The organism is Pseudomonadota bacterium (genome assembly GCA_039714795.1).
Lineage (GTDB): Bacteria > Pseudomonadota > Alphaproteobacteria > JAGOMX01 > JAGOMX01 > JBDLIP01.
Genome location: JBDLIP010000028.1, coordinates 1 through 18,131, shown reverse-complemented (window position 1 = coordinate 18,131; position 18,131 = coordinate 1). Strand labels below are relative to the sequence as shown.

The 18,131-nt window shown below is 44.1% G+C and carries 17 protein-coding genes; 9 read left to right on the top strand and 8 right to left on the bottom strand.

The window, feature by feature from the left end:
• Nucleotides 1-142: 142 nt before the first annotated feature.
• Together lysS and ABFQ95_03520 are read right to left on the bottom strand one after the other, a co-directional pair.
• Nucleotides 143-1,624 carry a lysine--tRNA ligase gene (gene lysS / locus ABFQ95_03525; GenBank protein MEN8236598.1) on the bottom strand — a complete coding sequence of 494 codons (1,482 nt, stop codon included), beginning with the start codon at nt 1,622-1,624 and terminating at the stop codon, nt 143-145.
• Nucleotides 1,625-1,629: 5 nt separating this feature from the next.
• Entirely contained in the window at nt 1,630-2,310 is a 681-nt protein-coding gene (locus ABFQ95_03520; protein MEN8236597.1) for an alpha/beta hydrolase, read from the bottom strand.
• A gap of 225 nt (nt 2,311-2,535) precedes the next feature.
• Between ABFQ95_03520 and ABFQ95_03515 the strand changes: the two genes are divergently transcribed.
• From ABFQ95_03515 to ABFQ95_03480, 8 genes are all read left to right on the top strand, one after another.
• Complete coding sequence (locus ABFQ95_03515) at nt 2,536-2,958, top strand: Rrf2 family transcriptional regulator (GenBank protein ID MEN8236596.1); 423 nt, start codon at nt 2,536-2,538, stop codon at nt 2,956-2,958.
• A 21-nt stretch (nt 2,959-2,979) separates the two neighbouring features.
• Nucleotides 2,980-4,095, top strand: a complete 1,116-nt coding sequence (locus tag ABFQ95_03510; GenBank protein MEN8236595.1) for a cysteine desulfurase family protein — start codon at nt 2,980-2,982, stop codon at nt 4,093-4,095.
• Complete coding sequence (locus ABFQ95_03505) at nt 4,092-5,306, top strand: IscS subfamily cysteine desulfurase (protein ID MEN8236594.1); 1,215 nt, start codon at nt 4,092-4,094, stop codon at nt 5,304-5,306. Before ABFQ95_03510 ends, ABFQ95_03505 begins: the two co-directional genes overlap by 4 nt.
• Before the next feature lie 22 nt (nt 5,307-5,328).
• Nucleotides 5,329-5,712 (top strand): Fe-S cluster assembly scaffold IscU, encoded by a 384-nt coding sequence (iscU, locus tag ABFQ95_03500; GenBank protein MEN8236593.1) that lies wholly within the window; start codon nt 5,329-5,331, stop codon nt 5,710-5,712.
• Nucleotides 5,713-5,718: 6 nt separating this feature from the next.
• Nucleotides 5,719-6,072 carry an iron-sulfur cluster assembly accessory protein gene (locus ABFQ95_03495; protein MEN8236592.1) on the top strand — a complete coding sequence of 118 codons (354 nt, stop codon included), beginning with the start codon at nt 5,719-5,721 and terminating at the stop codon, nt 6,070-6,072.
• Nucleotides 6,065-6,664, top strand: coding sequence for a Fe-S protein assembly co-chaperone HscB (gene hscB / locus ABFQ95_03490; GenBank protein MEN8236591.1), 600 nt, complete (start codon nt 6,065-6,067; stop codon nt 6,662-6,664). Before ABFQ95_03495 ends, hscB begins: the two co-directional genes overlap by 8 nt.
• Nucleotide 6,665: 1 nt before the next feature.
• Nucleotides 6,666-8,195: an Hsp70 family protein gene (locus ABFQ95_03485; protein MEN8236590.1), complete on the top strand. Its 1,530-nt coding sequence runs from the start codon at nt 6,666-6,668 to the stop codon at nt 8,193-8,195.
• A gap of 91 nt (nt 8,196-8,286) precedes the next feature.
• Complete coding sequence (locus ABFQ95_03480; GenBank protein ID MEN8236589.1) at nt 8,287-8,628, top strand: ferredoxin family 2Fe-2S iron-sulfur cluster binding protein; 342 nt, start codon at nt 8,287-8,289, stop codon at nt 8,626-8,628.
• A gap of 160 nt (nt 8,629-8,788) precedes the next feature.
• On the opposite strand, the gene ABFQ95_03475 is transcribed toward ABFQ95_03480, so the two are convergent.
• Nucleotides 8,789-10,156, bottom strand: coding sequence for an NAD-dependent succinate-semialdehyde dehydrogenase (locus ABFQ95_03475; protein ID MEN8236588.1), 1,368 nt, complete (start codon nt 10,154-10,156; stop codon nt 8,789-8,791).
• 44 nt (nt 10,157-10,200) lie between these two features.
• On the opposite strand from ABFQ95_03475, the gene ABFQ95_03470 reads away from it, so the two are divergent.
• Nucleotides 10,201-11,430 carry a glycine C-acetyltransferase gene (locus ABFQ95_03470; GenBank protein ID MEN8236587.1) on the top strand — a complete coding sequence of 410 codons (1,230 nt, stop codon included), beginning with the start codon at nt 10,201-10,203 and terminating at the stop codon, nt 11,428-11,430.
• Nucleotides 11,431-11,463: 33 nt separating this feature from the next.
• Here ABFQ95_03470 and ABFQ95_03465 read toward each other — a convergent pair whose 3' ends face one another.
• The 5 genes from ABFQ95_03465 to ABFQ95_03445 all read right to left on the bottom strand — a co-directional run bounded on the left by ABFQ95_03465 (nt 11,464) and on the right by ABFQ95_03445 (nt 17,842).
• Nucleotides 11,464-11,880 carry a hypothetical protein gene (locus ABFQ95_03465; GenBank protein MEN8236586.1) on the bottom strand — a complete coding sequence of 139 codons (417 nt, stop codon included), beginning with the start codon at nt 11,878-11,880 and terminating at the stop codon, nt 11,464-11,466.
• Nucleotides 11,868-12,098, bottom strand: coding sequence for a hypothetical protein (locus ABFQ95_03460; protein ID MEN8236585.1), 231 nt, complete (start codon nt 12,096-12,098; stop codon nt 11,868-11,870). The genes ABFQ95_03465 and ABFQ95_03460 overlap by 13 nt, the downstream gene beginning before the upstream one ends.
• A 165-nt stretch (nt 12,099-12,263) precedes the next feature.
• Nucleotides 12,264-15,053 (bottom strand): hypothetical protein, encoded by a 2,790-nt coding sequence (locus tag ABFQ95_03455; GenBank protein MEN8236584.1) that lies wholly within the window; start codon nt 15,051-15,053, stop codon nt 12,264-12,266.
• Between the two features lie 106 nt (nt 15,054-15,159).
• A complete protein-coding gene (locus ABFQ95_03450; GenBank protein ID MEN8236583.1) occupies nt 15,160-16,947 on the bottom strand; it encodes an ABC transporter transmembrane domain-containing protein in 1,788 nt (595 codons plus the stop codon).
• Between the two features lie 226 nt (nt 16,948-17,173).
• On the bottom strand, nt 17,174-17,842 hold the full coding sequence (locus tag ABFQ95_03445; protein ID MEN8236582.1) for a DsbA family protein: 669 nt from the start codon (nt 17,840-17,842) through the stop codon (nt 17,174-17,176).
• Between the last annotated feature and the right edge of the window lie 289 nt (nt 17,843-18,131).

Genomic DNA, 18,131 nt, shown 5'->3' with positions numbered 1-18,131 from the left:
AAACTGGATCCCGGCTCACTCATTTTTCCAATCCAGCTCTTGGCGAGCTGGGGAAAAATGGAGGCCGGGATGACGGCCCGTGGAGGATAAGCAAATTCTTCCCTTATCCAAAACTCAGGTTAAGTAGGTTGCATTAGATTATCTATCCCCTAGACCTAAGTGTTGGAAACGCAATGACATCGCGGATGCTTGGTGAGTCGGTTAATAACATAATAAACCTGTCAACACCCATGCCCCATCCACCTGTTGGAGGTAGGCCGTATTCAAGTGCAGTCAAAAAGTCTTGATCCATACGTTGAGCTTCATCATCTCCCATTTCGCGTTCTTTCGTTTGCGCTTCAAATCTTTTACGTTGCTCAAGCGGGTCCGTCAATTCAGAAAAGGCGTTGACAAGTTCCCATGAGTTAACGAAGGACTCAAAACGTTCTGTAAGGCGTGGGTTGTCTCGATGCACTTTTGCTAGCGGTGAAATATCAAGCGGATAATCGATCACATGAGTTGGTTGAATCAACGTAGACTCAACCCTTTCAGCAAATACTTCTTCAACCACATGTCCCCAGGTGAGAAACCTGTCGGCATCGATGCCAACGGATTGAGCGGCTTTTTGGGCCTCTTCTAACGACTCAATGGTTAGGAAGTCAATACCAGTGGCTTCTTTGACCAATTCGCTCATTGGTTTTCTGGGCCAGGGGCCAGATAAATTAATCTCTTTGCCGTCATAAGTGATAACACATGTACCCAAAACTTGTTTAGCAACGTGACTGACAAGGTCTTCGGTAAATGTCATGAGGTCGTTGTAATCTGCATATGCCTGGTAGAACTCTAGAATGGTAAATTCAGGATTGTGGCGCGTGGAAATTCCCTCATTACGAAACACACGGTTGAGCTCAAACACTTTTTCCGACAAGCCTCCAACGACGAGTCGTTTCAGGTAAAGCTCTGGGGCAATTCGCATATACAAGTCCATATCCAAGGCATTGTGATGCGTAATGAAAGGCCTTGCCGCTGCGCCACCAGGAATCGATTGCAACATCGGCGTTTCAACCTCAATAAACCCTTTCTTGACCAGATATTGGCGCAGTGCCGTGATAATTTGACTGCGCAATCGCAGAGTTTTGCGAGACTCGGGGTTAACGATCAAATCGAGGTAACGTTGCCGGTAGCGAATTTCAACATCGCTCAGTCCATGATATTTTTCCGGCAGTGGTAGCAACGACTTGCATAAGACATCAATATGCTGGGCGTTAATTGTCAGCTCACCTCGAGGAGTCCGACGCACGAGGCCGGTAATACCAATCATATCCCCAATATCAAGTAATTTAAGGAGCGCCAGTTGGGGTTCAGGCAGGGCGCTTTTGTGACTGAAAATTTGGATTTTGCCACTGGTATCATGTAAATCTATGAACATTCCATTATTGCGTAGCGACATAATGCGCCCTGCAACGCGGACCTGATTTTCTGTTTCTTCACCTTTTTCAAGGTGTTGGTAGCGAGTCTCAAGCTCACGGGCCTCATGGGTTTTTTCAAAATGATACGGATAAGGATTAATCCCCATTTCACGCAGGGATTCGGCCTTTTTTATCCTTGTTTCGCGGTAAATATTGTTTGGATCTTGAGGTGACATTATGCTTATACCACCCGAGGTGCCAACCTTGGCAATAAAGTATTTTCAGGTTGCAGCATCTGATCAAGATAGGTATCAACTTCATTGGTAAGTTGGCTAATGCGATTTGTGAAGAAGTGATCTGCCCCCCTTATTAGTCGATACTCCACCTGGATTCCTTTTTGTATCGCCATATTGTCTACAAAATCGTCAACCGAATCTTTGGGGGCAATCACATCTTTATCTCCTTGCAAAATAAGGCCAGACACTGGACAGGGTGCCAGAAAAGTAAAGTCGTACATGTTGGCAGGGGGGCTCACCGAAATGAATCCACTGAGTTCAGGGCGGCGCATTAAAAGTTGCATGCCAACCCAAGACCCAAAAGAAAAACCCCCAACCCAATACGACCCTGCAGAGGGCGTGTAAACCTGCAACCAGTCAAGAACTGTAGCTGCGTCATGCAGCTCACCTTCGCCATTATTGAATGTACCCTCTGAGCGACCAACTCCTCGAAAATTAAAACGGATGGCACTGCAACCTCGGTCCGTAAAGCAGCGGTAGAGAGCATAGACAATTTTGTTGTTCATTGTGCCCCCATACTCTGGATGAGGATGGAGCAAGATGGCCAAGGGAGCCTTGGGAATCTTGCTTTGGTGGTAGCGTGCTTCGATTCGACCGTCTGGACCGTTAATGACAACTTCAGGCATATATATCTCCTACTTCTCGGTAAAAACCGAATTCAATCTTGACTATTTTAGTCAGAATAGGTAATCATAAATTCAGAACAACTTTCAGCCCGTTGCCTCCAAAAATGGACTTTAAGGAGGAACAAAAAGCTTCAAGACTATCTAGCATATTCATGATGAAAAGGCCAGAATGGTTTTAGGAAGAATGGTTTTAGGAAGAGTGGTTTTAGGAGAAAGAGAGCATTTATGAAGCTGAGTACCAAGGGAAAGTATGCTGTTGTTGCCGTAGTAGATTTGGCACTTCATGGTCGGAGCACACCAATCGCTTTAGGTGAAATTGCAGATCGACAGAAACTTCCAATTCAATATTTGGAGCAGTTATTTTCCAAGTTACGCCGTTGCGGCCTGGTGAAAAGTACCCGCGGGCAGTCCGGTGGATACAAGCTGGCTCTAGATCCTGATCAAATACAAATTTCAGATGTTTTGCAAGCAGTTGAAGAGGCCGTTCAAACAACAAGGTGTGCTCCAAATTCACACAAAAGCTGTGTTGGTGGCAGTGAAAAATGTCTTACCCACCAACTATGGCAGGGTCTTGAAAATCAGGTAATGGAGTACTTGCAGACTGTTACTGTTGATGATGTATGTCAAAGACGTTTGCCTGTAGTGTAGAGTTAAGTGGTATAGAGTTAAATGATTTATTTAGATTATAACGCAACTGCCCCCATGCGCCCTAAAGTTCGCCAAGCCATGCTTGACTCGTTTGATCATTTTGGCAACCCTTCTTCAGTGCATGCATTAGGCCGTAAAGCAAGAGCTTTGATTGAAAATGCTCGAGCGACAGTGGCTCAATCTATAAATACGATAGAGTCCAATGTGGTATTTACATCAGGGGGAACAGAAGCGAATAACTTGGCAATTCTGGGTCTGGTACAGACAGGAGCAAAGTGCTTGGTAAGTGCCATCGAACACGACTCTGTGATTGAATTTGCAGGGCCCCAAGAGCAGATTGCAGTTACTGCTGGTGGATTGGTTGATTTGCAATATCTTGAGCGCAAGCTTGGGGAAGTGCGTTGCAACTATTCCGGTCCATTGCTGATAGCAGTGATGTTGGCAAACAATGAAACGGGAGTTGTACAACCGATTCAAGAGGTTGTTACTCTTGCCAAGCGTTATCAGACCTACGTGCACTGCGATGCAGTACAGGCATTTGGTAAATTGCCCATCGATTTTCAAGAACTTGGGGTTGATTCTATGGCTCTGTCTGCCCATAAAATTGGCGGACCCAAGGGGATTGGTACTCTTATTGTTGGCAAGCATCTTAATTTGGTTTCCTTGTTGAAAGGTCCAGGTCAAGAAAGAGGCATGCGTGCCGGAACAGAAAGTATGACCAATATTGTTGGCTTTCAAACAGCGATCCAGGATGCTGTGAGTGATGATTGGCAGCATGTTGCAAGGTTACGTGATTCTTTAGAGGATACATTGCAGCGAGTTTGCCCAACGCTCAAAGTTTATGGTCGTGGTTGTTTGCGGCTTCCAAATACGTCTTGTATCATGATGCCAGGTGTGGCAAGTCAGAAGCAGTTGATGAATTTTGACCTTCAGGGGATTGCTGTCAGTGCAGGTGCTGCTTGTTCGTCTGGTAAGGCCAAGTTTTCCCATGTGCTAAAAGCTATGGGGGTTGAAGCATCTGAGGCTAGCCAGGCTTTACGAGTAAGTCTCGGATGGCAGACAACACAAACCGATATAGAAAAATTCACTCAAGTATGGACTAAAATTTATCAAAGACACTGTAAGGAGGCCGTATGAGCCAGGATATAATTTACCTTGATTATCAATCGACAACTCCCTGTGATCAGCGCGTCATCGACGCGATGCTCCCTTTTTTCGGGCAAAAATATGGCAATGCGCATTCTAGAAACCATGCCTTTGGGTGGGAAGCAGAAGATGCTGTTGAAAAGGCCAGGAGCCAGGTGGCGCAGGTTATTGGCGCTAATCCTCGAGAGATCATTTTTACTTCTGGTGCAACAGAGGCCAATAATCTTGCCCTTAAAGGCGTAGCGCATTTTTACCAGGATCAAAAGCGGCATATCATCACCTGTGTGACAGAGCACAAATGTGTGTTAGATACTTGCAGGAACCTGGAACGAGAGGGCTATGCAGTTACGTACTTGCCAGTACAAAAGAATGGATTGGTGGATTTGGCAGATCTGCGTAATGCGATCACAGAAAAGACGCTGATGGTATCAATTATGGCCGTTAACAACGAAATAGGGGTGATTCAACCCCTTGCGGCTATCGGGAAAATTTGCCGGGAAAAAGGAGTGTTTTTTCATACAGATGCTGCCCAAGCCGTGGGAAAAATCCCTCTAGATGTTGAGCAGATGAATATCGACTTAATGAGTATTTCAGGGCACAAGATGTATGGTCCTAAAGGAATTGGAGCCCTTTATGTGCGCCGTAAGCCCAGAGTGCGCCTTGCTGCTTTATTCAATGGCGGGGGACAGGAACGTGGAATGCGTTCTGGAACGATTCCCACCCCCTTGTGTGTCGGTTTTGGAGAGGCTTGTGCTATTGCCCAAAACGAAATGGTTTCAGAAAATGAGCGATTGCTCGGTTTGAATCAGAAATTTTGTGAAGTAATCTTTAGCAGACTTTCAGAAGTCTACCTCAATGGTGACAAAGAGCAGCGTGTTCCCGGTAATATCAATATCAGTTTTGCTTATGTTGAGGGTGAAGGCTTGATGGGGCTCATAAAAGATTTAGCGGTTTCTTCAGGATCTGCATGTACGTCTGCTTCACTAGAGCCCTCTTATGTTTTAAGAGCGTTGGGTATTGCAGAAGAACTAGCCCATACCTCTTTGCGTGTTGGATTGGGGCGGTTTACAACCGAAAAGGAAGTGGATTATGCAACAAATCGCATTGTTGATGCGGTTGAGCGCCTGCGTGCTATGAGCCCTTTGTGGGAAATGGCCCAGGAAGGAGTCGATATTAAATCAATTCAATGGGCAGCAGCTTGAGTACAGATTAAAGGAGGAGACTATGGCATATAGCAATAGAGTAATTGACCATCTAGAAAACCCTAGAAATGTGGGGTCGCTTGATAAAAAAGATAAAAATGTTGGCACAGGCCTGGTAGGAGCCCCAGCTTGTGGTGATGTTATGAAACTACAAATTAAAGTGAAGGATGACGTTATTGAGGATGTAAAGTTTAAAACATTTGGTTGTGGCTCAGCTATTGCCTCAAGTTCGTTGGCATCTGAATGGGTCAAGGGCAAGACAATTCAAGAGGCTCTGGAAATTAAAAACACAGATATTGTTCAGCATCTAGCCCTTCCGCCTGTTAAAATTCACTGCTCGGTGTTGGCGGAAGATGCAATTCGTTCGGCAATTAAGGATTATCAGGCTAAGCGAGATAGTCGGTGAGAACACATGAAACCAGTTGAGTCAAAACGGCCAGCTATTTTAACTATCACTGCTGCTGCCGCAGAGCAAATAAAATTATTACTTGCAAAGCGCACAAAGCCAGCTGCTGGGGTACGCATTAGTTTAAAAGTCAAAGGGTGTGCCGGTATGGCTTACAAATTGGAATATACTGATGCTCCACAGGAAGGAGATGAGATTGTGCAGCAGCATGGGGTAAAAATATTTATCGACCCTAAAGCCGTGATGTTTTTGCTTGGAACAGAAATGGATTACAGGGAAGAAGCTTTGCAGTCTGGTTTTACGTTTCTTAATCCAAATGAAAAGGGCCGTTGTGGTTGTGGTGAGTCGTTCCATGTTTAAGAATATTGCTTGTTGGTCCTGTGGGTGGGATGGCAAAATTTGGGTTTTTTTGTGTCCGAATTGTCATTCTGTCCAGTCAGTGCAGCCGTGTTCGGCTTTTCAAGTAATGGGAATTCCAGTGTCTTTAGATATTGACGAGAAAGTGTTAGAGAAAAATTATCTAGAACGACAACAGCAGTTACACCCGGACCATTTTATCAAGGCCTCTGCAACTGAACAACTCTATGCTACGCAACAAACGGCCAATATCAATCGGGCGTATAACATACTCAAAGATCGTTTGACCAGGGCAGAAGCACTACTTGCTGCACGACTTGGTGTCGAGGCATGCCGGGACGAACAAGCGCCGAACAAATTATTAATGCAGCTTATGGAAGTACGTGAAGCACTTGAAACTTCTGAATCGCTTGCTGATCTCGAGAGCTTGAATGGTGAAGTTGTCGCATTCTGTAGTGATGCCTGGAATACCCTGAGACAGAAATGTCTCGCCGAAAACTGGAGCAAGGCACAAGAACAGCTCATTCGTGTTCGTTATTGGCAAAAGATGTTGCAAAAAACTACTGAAAAATTAGCCCTTGTCAGGGGAACTTAAAATGTCGCACTTATTGCAAATCACTGAGCCAGATGAAGTTACCTTTGAAAGCACAACCGCAGTTGTCGGCATTGATTTAGGAACAACCCATTCTCTCGTGTCTATCGCTGACGAAACAGGCGTAAAAGTTTTACAACTGGAAGGTTCTCAGAGCGAACTCGTCCCATCATTGGTGGCCTACGGAGCAGAAGGGGTCTGCGTTGGCAAAAAAGCCCGAGATATTTTTTTGCAAGAGCCATCCAGAGTTGCCGTTTCAACAAAACGTCTGTTGCAAGCAGCTCAAAAACAACTTGAGTTTGGAGGTCATCAAGTCACTCCTCTTGAAGTTGCAACTGATATTTTGCGCTATCTTAAGCAGCAAGCTGAGACAACCCTGCAAAAGGAAATCCGGCAAGCTGTGATTACAGTCCCGGCGTATTTTGATGAAAGAGCTCGCTCTGCCACACGTGATGCAGCACGATTGGCAGGTTTAGAGGTTTTAAGGTTGGTGAATGAGCCAACAGCAGCAGCACTTGCCTACGGTCTTGAGAAGAATGCTGAAGGGATTTATGCCATTTATGACTTGGGCGGCGGGACATTTGATTTATCCTTGCTGAGTTTGCATAAGGAAGTATTTAGGGTATTGGCCACCGGCGGTGATACACACCTTGGCGGCGATGACTTTGATGCAGTTTTGCTAGAATTCTTGCTCATCGAGCGAGAGCAACAATTAGGCAAACTAGCTTTTTCGGAATTGGATCGCAAATCTGCTCTCATGTTGATGCGTCAGATAAAAGAACAGTTAACCACAAAGTCTTCTGGTTGCTGGGTTCTTGATTATCAGGGCTGCCGCTCTGAACATCAATTGCACCGTTTTCAGCTTGATTTGTTATGTGAACCACTTGCAGAGAGCACAATTCAGATTTGTCGCAAGGTTTTTCAAGATGCGGAGCTGGAGATCTCTGAAATCAAAGGAGTCGTACTCGTTGGAGGAGCGACACGAATGCCCCTGGTGCGACAAAAAGTTCGGGAATTCTTCGGGCAAAACGGCCTTTGTGACATAGATCCAGATCGGGCCGTTGTCTTGGGGGCGGGGCTGCAAGCAAAAGCTCTGTCTTATGGATCGACGTCCTTATTGTTGGATGTAACTCCTTTGTCGCTGGGGCTTGAGACAATGGGAGAAGTTGTTGAAAAGATTATCTATCGCAACAGTCCAATTCCTGCAAGCCAATCACAGGAATTTACCACCTATCAAGACGGTCAAACACAGATGAAAATTCACGTGTTGCAAGGTGAAGGAGAAAAAGTGAGTAATTGTCGGTCGTTGGCGGAATTTATTCTCGAAAACATTCCGTCGCTGCCGGCTGGTCGAGCGCGCATTGCAGTGACTTTTATCTTAGATGCAGATGGTTTACTACAAGTGAGTGCGCATGAGAAAACAACTGGAATTCAACAGATGATTACCGTTAAGCCTTCCTATGGGTTGTCAGAGGAAGATATGTTGACTTTGCTGAGGCAGGAGGGCACAAAGAGTCCTGATAGTAAACAGTGATTTTCTCAAAATGCTTGTGTTTCTTTATGTTACAATGTCGTCCATGATTATAATGCAGCTGAATTTTTAGAGTGAATGAGGAATTGAATAAATGCCAAAAATGATTTTTATAGAGCCAGATGGAACTCGAAAAGAGGTTGAAGCTCCTGTGGGGCTTTCGGTGTTGGAGATTGCTCACAACAACAATATAGATTTGGAAGGGGCCTGTGAGGGATCCCTTGCCTGTTCAACATGTCACGTTGTTGTTGATCCTGAATGGTTTGCCAAATTGAGTGAACCAACGGAAGACGAAGAAGATATGTTGGATTTAGCTTTTGCTTTAACGCACACTTCTCGCTTAGGCTGTCAAATTATCATAAAACCTGAGTTGGATGGTTTGACGGTACGTCTGCCAGAAGCAACGCGGAATATGATGGTTGATGGTAAGGAATAGTTTTATCCTATGCCTGCGAGAAATGAAAACCTCTAGTTTAATGATAGCTACCAGCTCGCAGTTTACACGGATAAATGAGCACTTTGAGCGTATACGGCCAAGATGGATCAAAGCACTTCTTATCCAAAACTCAGGTTCCTTAGAAGAAACAAAATCCACTTCACCGCACCACAACCGTCTTTACATTCGTGAACTCTTTCAAACCAAAATGAGAGAGTTCGCGTCCATAACCACTATCTTTGACCCCTCCAAAAGGTAGACGTGGATCAGATTGCACCATGCCGTTGACGACGCAAAAGCCGGCCTGGATTTCATTGGCTGCAATTCGTTCACCGCGTTCGATGTCTTGAGTAAAGACCGCTGCCCCTAGCCCGTACCAAGAATCATTGGCAATTGCAATCGCTTCGTCCTCATCACGGGCTTTATAGATAGCAGCAGCTGGACCAAATAATTCGTTGCCAGCTGCGGGGTTTTTGCGTTTAACGTTGGTTAAGACTGTTGGGGGGTAAAAAGCCCCCTCACCTTCTGGCATTTTACCTCCAAGGACAAGTTTGCCTCCCTGGCTAGCAATTGAGTTCACATAATTATGAAACTCTTTGCGCAAATCAAAACGAGCCAACGGACCCAGATCATTCGATTCATCCATGGGATCGCCATATTTGGCCTGGCGCATCAGATCTACAACCATATCGGTAAATTGTTTTTCGTGTTGTTGCACTACAATAAAACGTTTGGCCGCCACACAACTTTGCCCTGTATTGACCAAACGACTGGCAACGCAAGTCTTTGCAGCATGTTCAACATCAGCGTCTTCTAAAATAATGTAGGGATCGCTGCCACCCAGCTCAAGCACCGTCCTCTTGATCATAGCCCCAGCTTTTTTGGCAACACGCGCACCGGCCGTAACACTTCCTGTAAAGCTAATGGCTTTAATTGAGTGGTACTCCATGAGCTTAGCGGTTTGCTTGTGATCAATCACAAAGGTGCGATAGAGGTCTTTAGGAAACCCTGCTGCATGGAAGATTTTTTCAAGAGCATAAGCGCATCCTGTGACATTAAGGGCGTGCTTTACGGCCACAGCATTGCCAGCCATTAAGGTAGGAATGGCGAATCGAAACACCTGCCAGAACGGGAAATTCCACGGCATGATGCCAAGGATGATGCCTAAAGGGTTATAAGTCACATAGTTTTTCTGAACTCCCGTTGTGATAATTTCGGGTTGCAAAAACCCCTCTGCTTGTTTTGCATAGTATTCACATAAGACTGCACATTTTTCGATCTCAGCACGGCTTTGTCTGATGGGCTTACCCATCTCCGTGGTTATGAGAATTGCGTGTGCCTCAACATTTTCGCGGAGATACTTAGCCAACTTCAGTATAAATTTAGCTCGATTAGAGACCTCAGTGCGTTTCCAATCCGCAAAGGCACTTTCCATATTTTTAAGGGTTTCTTCAATTTCAAAAAGAGAATGTCCCTCGTATTCATCAGTTGGCTGACCATTTGCTGGGTTGAGTGCTTGTGAATCCATCTCATTTTCTCCCTTAAAGCATTCTTAATGGAGATATTACTACCATGATTGCAAGACTCGAACAAATCGTGCGCCACATGTCAAAAAAATCTCTTCTATCCAATCTCAAACAACAAACGCAAACCCTACATGAACAAGGGTTATTCAAGCAAGAGCATGCCATTACTTCTACGCAAGGAACTGAAATTTCCGTGCACGGGTATCTACACCCGCTTTTGAATTTCTGCGCCAATAATTATCTAGGTCTTGCAGGAAATCCGGTCGTGATCAGCAAAGCCAAACAATCGCTTGATGCCTTTGGTTACGGATTGGCTTCAGTACGCTTTATCTGCGGCACCCAGAGCCCGCACCAACATCTTGAAAAACGTCTCAGCCAGTTCTCAGGACTTGAGGATACGATTTTGTTCCCATCGTGCTTTGCTGCCAATCTTGGCTTGTTTCAAACGCTGTTTGAGCAAAGCGATGCCATTATCAGTGATGCTCTCAATCATGCCAGTCTTATCGATGGGATTCGCCTTTGCAAAGCAGATCGCTATCTTTATGCCAATAATGATATGAGCGAATTAGAGGCACAACTGCAAAAAACCCAACACCATCGCTACCGCGTAATCGTAACAGACGGCGTGTTCTCCATGGATGGGATCATCGCCAATTTACCAGACATTTGTGACTTAGCCGAAGCATATGACGCATTGGTTGTGGTTGATGATGCCCATGGGGTTGGCGCCATTGGACCTGATGGCAAAGGAACTCCTGCCTATTATGGCATACAAGATCGGGTAGATATCGTAACCGGTACGCTTGGCAAAGCCCTAGGCGGAGCCATTGGTGGTTATATTAGCGGTAAGCATGAGGTTGTCGAATGGTTGCGGCAGCGCTCACGCACTTATCTATTTTCCAATTCATTGCCACCAATGGTACCAGAAGTGACTCTTAAAGCTCTGGAGGCTTTAGAGACCGATCCAACTTTGATGCAGAAATTGAGTAACAACAGTCAGCAGTTTCGCCAAGGCATGACGCAGCTCGGGTTTAACTTGATTCCTGGAGCACATCCGATTGTTCCCGTAATGATTGGCGATGCAGTGCAGGCCAAGCAATTCGCCGATGGGTTACTGGAACAGGGTATTTATGTGATCAGCTTTTCATTTCCTGTTGTGCCACAAGGAGAAGCCCGCATCCGCGTACAGTTATCGGCAGCGCATACTCAAAATCAAGTTGAACGGGCGATTGCTGGCTTTGGTGAGGTTGGCAGAGCGCTGGGAGTAATTGATTAGGGAGTAATCGATTAGAAAGTCATCCACCGGCCGTCATGCAGGCAACACGACATTCTTTTTACTTGCCAGGATTGATCGCACGATATTTGGTTGAGGATACAGTCTGCTGAATGATTTGGGGAAACGTTCCTGTGAACCTATTAAATGCAGTGCTCCAAAACTTGATGAAATCACAATCCAGGAACGACCAAAATCTCTTGCAATTTGATTTAGTTGCCCTTTAACGAAGACAAACCTCCCTTCAATTAAGTAATTTTGAGCATAGTCGATCCATGAGGACTCTTTAATCAAAATGTGGTGTTTTTGAAAATGCTCGCTATCACTGACGTTGATGCCATCAATAGGGGTGAGCAAGGTGAATTTGGCCAGCCTTTCATTTTTACCGCTGGAAAAAATCTGGGTTTTTGCTTCGAGTTTTCCAATGACGTAAGCACAGTTCATAAAATGCATAATTTGCTTCTCCTTTTATCTAGGGATGATGGTTTTTGTAAAATCACACCAGACCAAGGAAGTTGAAGCTGTTCAGCTCCACCAACACTAAGCCAACAACTAATTGCAACGTTTTTACACGCTCTATCACAGCAGGCACACACAAATGCACCTTCAGCAACAAAAATAAGTATGTGCTGGTAAAATTGAACAGAATCGTATAGTTTGGCAATAGCCATTGGCTTAGATCTCTCCTTAAGATCTGGTTGATGGTCATGTGGCGGCTGAGTGTTGTAAGCATCTCAGCTGTCACGCTTATAAGCGTACTTGGCTTTTATCTTAAAAGCAAGCTAAAAAATGCAGGGTGTTTGGTTTTTTTCAACAACACCCATGCGTTTCTCCTACTACATTGAATCAAGGTACGCTTGGGCTTTTTGCGATCCCATAGCTGCTAGTTCTTTGAGTTTTGCAAAGTCGTCTCTACCGTTTACGTCGTAAGTTGCTAATACATGCAGGTTCTCACCACTTTTCACAATTTTTATCAAGCACTCTGCTGCTTTGTTAAGGTCTGGCTCAAAGTAGCCTTCAACACCTATTTTATAAAACTCTGCCATTTGCAGATGTAGGCCACTTTCTCTAGCATAAGGTAAGTAAGGAAATCCTAACTGCCAGTAAATACTACACCTATCCACTGTTTGAAGTGATACGTTGTACCAATCATAAGCTATGGCATTGCTTTGTGGCACTCCATCCCCATTAAAATATCTTTGACATCTATGGAACGCAGCATAGCTCTTGATTGTTTCAAGACTTATAAGTTGTTCTTCAAGTGATTCAACCTGTTGCCATAATAGCTTAGCGGTTTTCTGACCAATAAAATTATTCTGTTGCCATAATTGCTGTGCGGTTTTCTGATCAATACTAGCATTGGTACCCCACTCATCTGCAACAAAGGCGGTTGGATTATGCGTCAAGGTTTTGGCGAAACTAGTTAACAGACTCAAATGCTTGGTAGTCTCTGCCAATTGCAGAAATGATATGGCCATCCCTTTATTATTAAGGCCAAAGGTATGAAAATTTGAATCGGAGTCTCCCATCCAATGACAGTAACAGGACGCTAACCCGGACATGATTGGATATGCAGTCTCATAATTTTCAGGTTTCAAGAAGAAATTTTCCAATGAGTTTGACTGTGTTAAAACGCTCGTCAACGCCCTATGCTGCCAATAGCGTCCTTCCATTTTATCCAATTTATTGGCATTCCCTGCCCACCAGCCTGAAGCGCTCTCGAGAGGCCCGCTAATGCTGTTTTGAATTTCTGCTTCACCTAAATATGCTGCCCTTCTTAGATATTTTTTATTGTCCTCAACTATTGCCAGTGCCAAAGGCTCATCGCTTTCTGGGTAAGCTAGATCCTGTAGGACTTCCGGATCTCTTGTTTTCTCAAACAAGTCTTTTAAAATCTCATAACCAAGTTGGCGTTCTTGGGCATTTTTTGCTTCTACGAGGGTACTGGCATAACACTCTTGCTGGAAATCTGTAGCCATTCCTTTGTCATAACGTACTGCAAGTTCGGCTATAATTTTTTCGTTAATAAATTCCTCACCTTCTGGAAGAGGGATTTTGCTATTTGAGCTCTCACTTGCGATTTGTTTACAATACTCATAAAAGCTTCTTATAATCGGGTATTGTTGCAAATCTAGATCTACACATAATGTTTCAAGCGCATCCACGTCTATAAGTGATTGCTGCACTAAGTCAAAGATTTTTTTAATATTAGGGGAGCCATAATCCATTTCCCCCCTGGGAAATTCCAAATTTATTCGTCTTAACAGTGCAGGTGGAACCGCAGGCAACAGAATAGGTTTTGTGTGTATGTTTGAATTGCGATAGATGGCCCCTAAAATTCTTGCAGCATCAATGTGCCTACAGTGGGCAGAGATGGACAAAAACTGGAACATTTTTTTATAGCGCGGGTCGTTGCAGGTTAATTGCATAGATGGAAGAGTTACTCTACGATGTTTCTTTTTATTAAATGCAAAGTCATCTAAGCAGAAAAAATCTGTATCTGGACCGGATGTATCTGGATCGGAAGTTGGGTCTAATATTTTATATAACAATTCATCGCCAATGAATCTGCGGGCTTTTTCAAAAAAGTATCCTCCAACCCTGGCACTAAATGTAAGATATTTTAAAAAAGTTGGGTTCTGTAGCCAGTTTCTGTAAAACTTTGCACTCATACAAAGCGCTGAAATGTCAGGGACCGGTAAATATTCTAGAACCCCTAAGAGACAATCACCGTTTAATTCCAAAATTGAGCAGGGATGATTTTCGAGAAATTCTTTGTAAAAGGTTCTAAAATCTGGGTAACTCCGATATGTGTGACTTTGATCTGAGTCACTTCGATTGTGGACGAATAAAGGTCCCTTATAAGAAAGATCACTGGATTCTATAAGATACTCAAAATTAACTTGGTTGGTGACTGCAAATTTCAGCGTTTTGGCAACCTGAATGCGGCCTAACTTGGTCACTCCTGTTTGCAGTTTGATGAGTAAATTTTCTGCCTCTACTTCACCCTGGTTGTTAAAGTCTTTAAATACCAGATGCATGCCACCAAGGGCTTTAAGCTTTGACTTAACGCCAGAGGAGAAGGTGCCGTTGACATGATAGCGTCCGCGGCCCAGAGCAAGAGTTCCTTGCTTCAGCTTAAATTCATCAACACGAAACTCATGGGTGCTTAAAATCGTGGTCTGGCCGCAGCTTACAACGCTTTTTGCCAGCATATCTAAGCGCCGTGCGAATAGATCATTTAGAATAACCGAGCCAAAGGTTTCAATGCGAATTGCAATATTGGTATCTTTTTGAGTTGCTCCACAGAGAGTCAAAGCGCCCTCTAGGTCCACAGTAAGGTGCTTAAGTCCTGTAGAGCACTGTAGCGCTTCACTGAGTGAGAAGGGAGAGCAGTTGACGCTACGACTAATGTCTTTTTGTAAAAGGCAGACCTGATTATCGCCCTCGGTACGCAGCACTTCAAGCGAATACTTATTAGGTTGTTGGTGTAAACGGATCAAAACCTCATTGTCACTGTCAATGCCTGAGGTGACACTGGCCAATAGCGATGACTGACTTGTTAAAAAACCAACAATCAAAAAGGTGGCAGCCAGTATTCTGGTAAGGGGAAAAGTTATATACATAATTGAAATCTCAGCTCTTAAAAATATTTTAAAAAAACTCGTCGCAGTCTATTAAATTATTCAGACAAAGTCAAAATTATCTTCACGGTCGTAATCCCCACCGTTTTTACGCAAAGCTCAACTTACGGGGGGTTGCCGCAGATGTTTCATGGAGAGTGTCTGAAAATTGCAACGCCACAAATCGTCGATACAGTTCGTTTTGGCGCATCAGGGTTGTGTGATTACCAGAAGCAATGATTTTACCCTGGTTCATAACGATAATACGGTCGAAATTAAGGATGGTAGAAAGGTTATGTGTAACCATAAGTGTCGTACGGCCTTGCTTTAGGTCTCCTAAAGCGGCTTGAATACAATCAACGTTTTCAGCGTCCAATGCTGTAGTCACTTCATCAAGCAACAGTATGGAAGGATTTTGCAAAAATAGCCTGGCAATAACAAGTTGCTGCTTTTGGCCAACTGATAACTGAACGCCTTTTTCTCCTACTTGGGTTGCAAACCCGTCAGGTAGTCTACGGATGAACTCTAGTGCATTGGCTTGAAGTGCGGCTTTTTCAACTTTTTGAAAAGAGGTACCAGAGTTTGCAAACTTGATGTTGTCGCAGATAGAGCCTGAAAATAAAATAGGCTCTTGAGGGATCCAACCAATATGTGGCCTTAGTTGCTGTGGTGCAAAGCTATTAATTTGCACTCTATCCAGTAATACTTTTCCCTGTTGTGGAGCATAAAATCCTAACAATAGATTGAACAGAGAGGATTTTCCGCTGCCTGAAGGCCCTACAAATGCGACCGTGTCGCCATGCTTGATGTTTAACGAAATGTTCTCCAACGCTTTAATTTCCGGGCGCGATGGGTAGGAAAAAGTGACGTTTTGAAATTCAATGTCTCCACGTACAGGGCTGTTAATGGCTCTCACTTTTGGTTTTGTTATTGGAGCATCGGGAAGCAGAGAAAATACGCGTTCTGCGGCACCCAAGGCACGCTGGAGGTCTTTCCAAGCTTCCGATAAATTACCTACTGATCCGGCGATGATGACGGCGTAAAAGAGGAAGGACACAAGCGTTCCTGGTGTGAGTTGATGATTGACAACCTCATGGCCACCAAACCAAAGAATGACACACGCCCCCAAGGTAATGAGGATGATAACACTTGCTGACATCAAACTTGATGTGATATTGAGCTTATTTGCAGTGATTAGTCCTTGTTTAAGGTTGTTTTGATAGTGTGTGTACACTGAATTTTCTTGGGCAAATGCTTGTACGGTCGTTACACACTCAAGTCGTTCAAGCGAGTAGGCTGAAGCATGAGTCCAATTTTTCTGTAATTCATTGGAAAAGATATAGACCTGTCTTCCAAAAAGAAAAAGTGGCATCAAGGCAATAAAGCTGGCAATACAGGTAAGAACTGCCAATTGAGGGCTGGTCAAAAACAGCATGATAAAGGCGCCGATAAATTGTATCAGGCTGCGTAAGCCCGTACTGGCAGAGCGTCCTATCAGAATTTGAATTAAATGGGTATCTGTGTCTAATCGGGACATGAGATCGCCGACTTGAAGGGAATCAAAAAAAGCAGGAGAACGATAAATAAGCCCGCGAAAAATCTTCTGCTTGAGGTCGACGACGACACGCTCTCCAATCCAAGAAGAAAGATAAGAGCGGAGAAAACTTGCTGCTCCCATTAACAGAGCCATTATAGTTAAAAATAAAAGAGTTTGTTTTGAGGCAATTGTTTGACTGCCAAATCCCCGGTCAACAAGGAGTCTTAATCCCTGACCAATAGCAATGATGGTGGTAGCAGCAACCGAAAGAGCGATTCCCGATGCGATAAGGTGAAGTTGATAGACTCGAAGATACTCATATAGTTTAAAGAATATTTCTCGTTTTTGTCGAATTTGCACGTGTATTATCCCTAGTAGATTGCCCATATTGTTTCATATGCGATTAAAAGCGTGTGTTGAGATCACATCAACTGTCCTCAGTCGTCATGCCGGAAGCGAGCTCTGCCCAGTCCCGCCCCTTCGGGCCCGGAGGAAATAGCCTGCCCCGGATTGGAGCCGGGAGCTAGCTGAGATGACGGCCAAGGCGGTAGTATCCAGCACGTACTCCTAATAGCACCCCATTGTTTCAGGGATTCTGTACTTTAGCAATCAAATTTTCAAATTCGTCCAACGGAGGAACACCTTCAACAACATGCTTGCCAACAATAAAAGTTGGAGTTGCCTCAAGTGAAAAGGTTTTTTCACCATTTAAGCGTTGCAGTAAGACGTTATCTTGGATTTTTTCGTCGGTGAGACATTTTTGGTATTGTTTGATATTCATGCCAATGGCCTTACTAAGTGAATTTTCAGGATCCTGGTTAATCCATTGGTCTTGGGTAGAAAAGAGTTGCGTCATGGCATTATAGCGTTTTGCCTCAGGCAGGCAGGAAACCAGTGCCGCGGCCTTTAAAGCATCTCGGTCCAGAGGGTAATGCCGGATAACAAAGCGAACTTGGCCGGTATCAATGTATTTGGCTTTGAGTTTTGGCAAGATTTCTTTGTGAAAAAATGCGCAGTGATCACAGGTTAATGAGGTGTACTCAATAATAGTAAGAGGTGCATTGGTTTGACCTATAATGACATCCGGTATTTCTTTTGCTAAAAGTGGTTTTACTGGAAGGGTGATAGCAGCCAGTGCTTTATCAGGCGTTACTACACATACGCCAAGACACGCCAAAGCGATAGCATAGCAAAGCAATGTTCTTTGTTTAATCCAAAAATTATAATACCGGCTGTGTAGCCAATTTAATATCATGTGTTTATCCTCTTGGTCCGTACCACCCACGCCATGAAGCTTTTATTATTTCCCATTTATCTTAGCAGATCGAGATGATTCAGGTCAAAAAGTTACTTTTCTTGGGTGTGGCCCCTATATGATGCGAGCCTAACAAAACATATCCTCAGCCCACCACCCCGTCCAAGACGGATTAAAGTGTTTTTTATTCTGCGCTGCACCCCATGGACTGGACAAATTTTAGGACTTTTTAAGTGAGTTTTTGTCCACGGGTTCTAAAAAATTAATACCATGATCATTTCAATTAGTC

Bases quoted from the DNA above. Each gene is read 5' to 3' on its own strand.
- lysS (MEN8236598.1), bottom strand. From the start codon at position 1,624: ATGTCACCTCAAGATCCAAACAATATTTACCGCGAAACAAGGATAAAA.
- ABFQ95_03520 (MEN8236597.1), bottom strand. From the start codon at position 2,310: ATGCCTGAAGTTGTCATTAACGGTCCAGACGGTCGAATCGAAGCACGC.
- ABFQ95_03515 (MEN8236596.1), top strand. From the start codon at position 2,536: ATGAAGCTGAGTACCAAGGGAAAGTATGCTGTTGTTGCCGTAGTAGAT.
- ABFQ95_03510 (MEN8236595.1), top strand. From the start codon at position 2,980: ATGATTTATTTAGATTATAACGCAACTGCCCCCATGCGCCCTAAAGTT.
- ABFQ95_03505 (MEN8236594.1), top strand. From the start codon at position 4,092: ATGAGCCAGGATATAATTTACCTTGATTATCAATCGACAACTCCCTGT.
- iscU (MEN8236593.1), top strand. From the start codon at position 5,329: ATGGCATATAGCAATAGAGTAATTGACCATCTAGAAAACCCTAGAAAT.
- ABFQ95_03495 (MEN8236592.1), top strand. From the start codon at position 5,719: ATGAAACCAGTTGAGTCAAAACGGCCAGCTATTTTAACTATCACTGCT.
- hscB (MEN8236591.1), top strand. From the start codon at position 6,065: ATGTTTAAGAATATTGCTTGTTGGTCCTGTGGGTGGGATGGCAAAATT.
- ABFQ95_03485 (MEN8236590.1), top strand. From the start codon at position 6,666: ATGTCGCACTTATTGCAAATCACTGAGCCAGATGAAGTTACCTTTGAA.
- ABFQ95_03480 (MEN8236589.1), top strand. From the start codon at position 8,287: ATGCCAAAAATGATTTTTATAGAGCCAGATGGAACTCGAAAAGAGGTT.
- ABFQ95_03475 (MEN8236588.1), bottom strand. From the start codon at position 10,156: ATGGATTCACAAGCACTCAACCCAGCAAATGGTCAGCCAACTGATGAA.
- ABFQ95_03470 (MEN8236587.1), top strand. From the start codon at position 10,201: ATGATTGCAAGACTCGAACAAATCGTGCGCCACATGTCAAAAAAATCT.
- ABFQ95_03465 (MEN8236586.1), bottom strand. From the start codon at position 11,880: ATGCATTTTATGAACTGTGCTTACGTCATTGGAAAACTCGAAGCAAAA.
- ABFQ95_03460 (MEN8236585.1), bottom strand. From the start codon at position 12,098: ATGGCTATTGCCAAACTATACGATTCTGTTCAATTTTACCAGCACATA.
- ABFQ95_03455 (MEN8236584.1), bottom strand. From the start codon at position 15,053: ATGTATATAACTTTTCCCCTTACCAGAATACTGGCTGCCACCTTTTTG.
- ABFQ95_03445 (MEN8236582.1), bottom strand. From the start codon at position 17,842: ATGATATTAAATTGGCTACACAGCCGGTATTATAATTTTTGGATTAAA.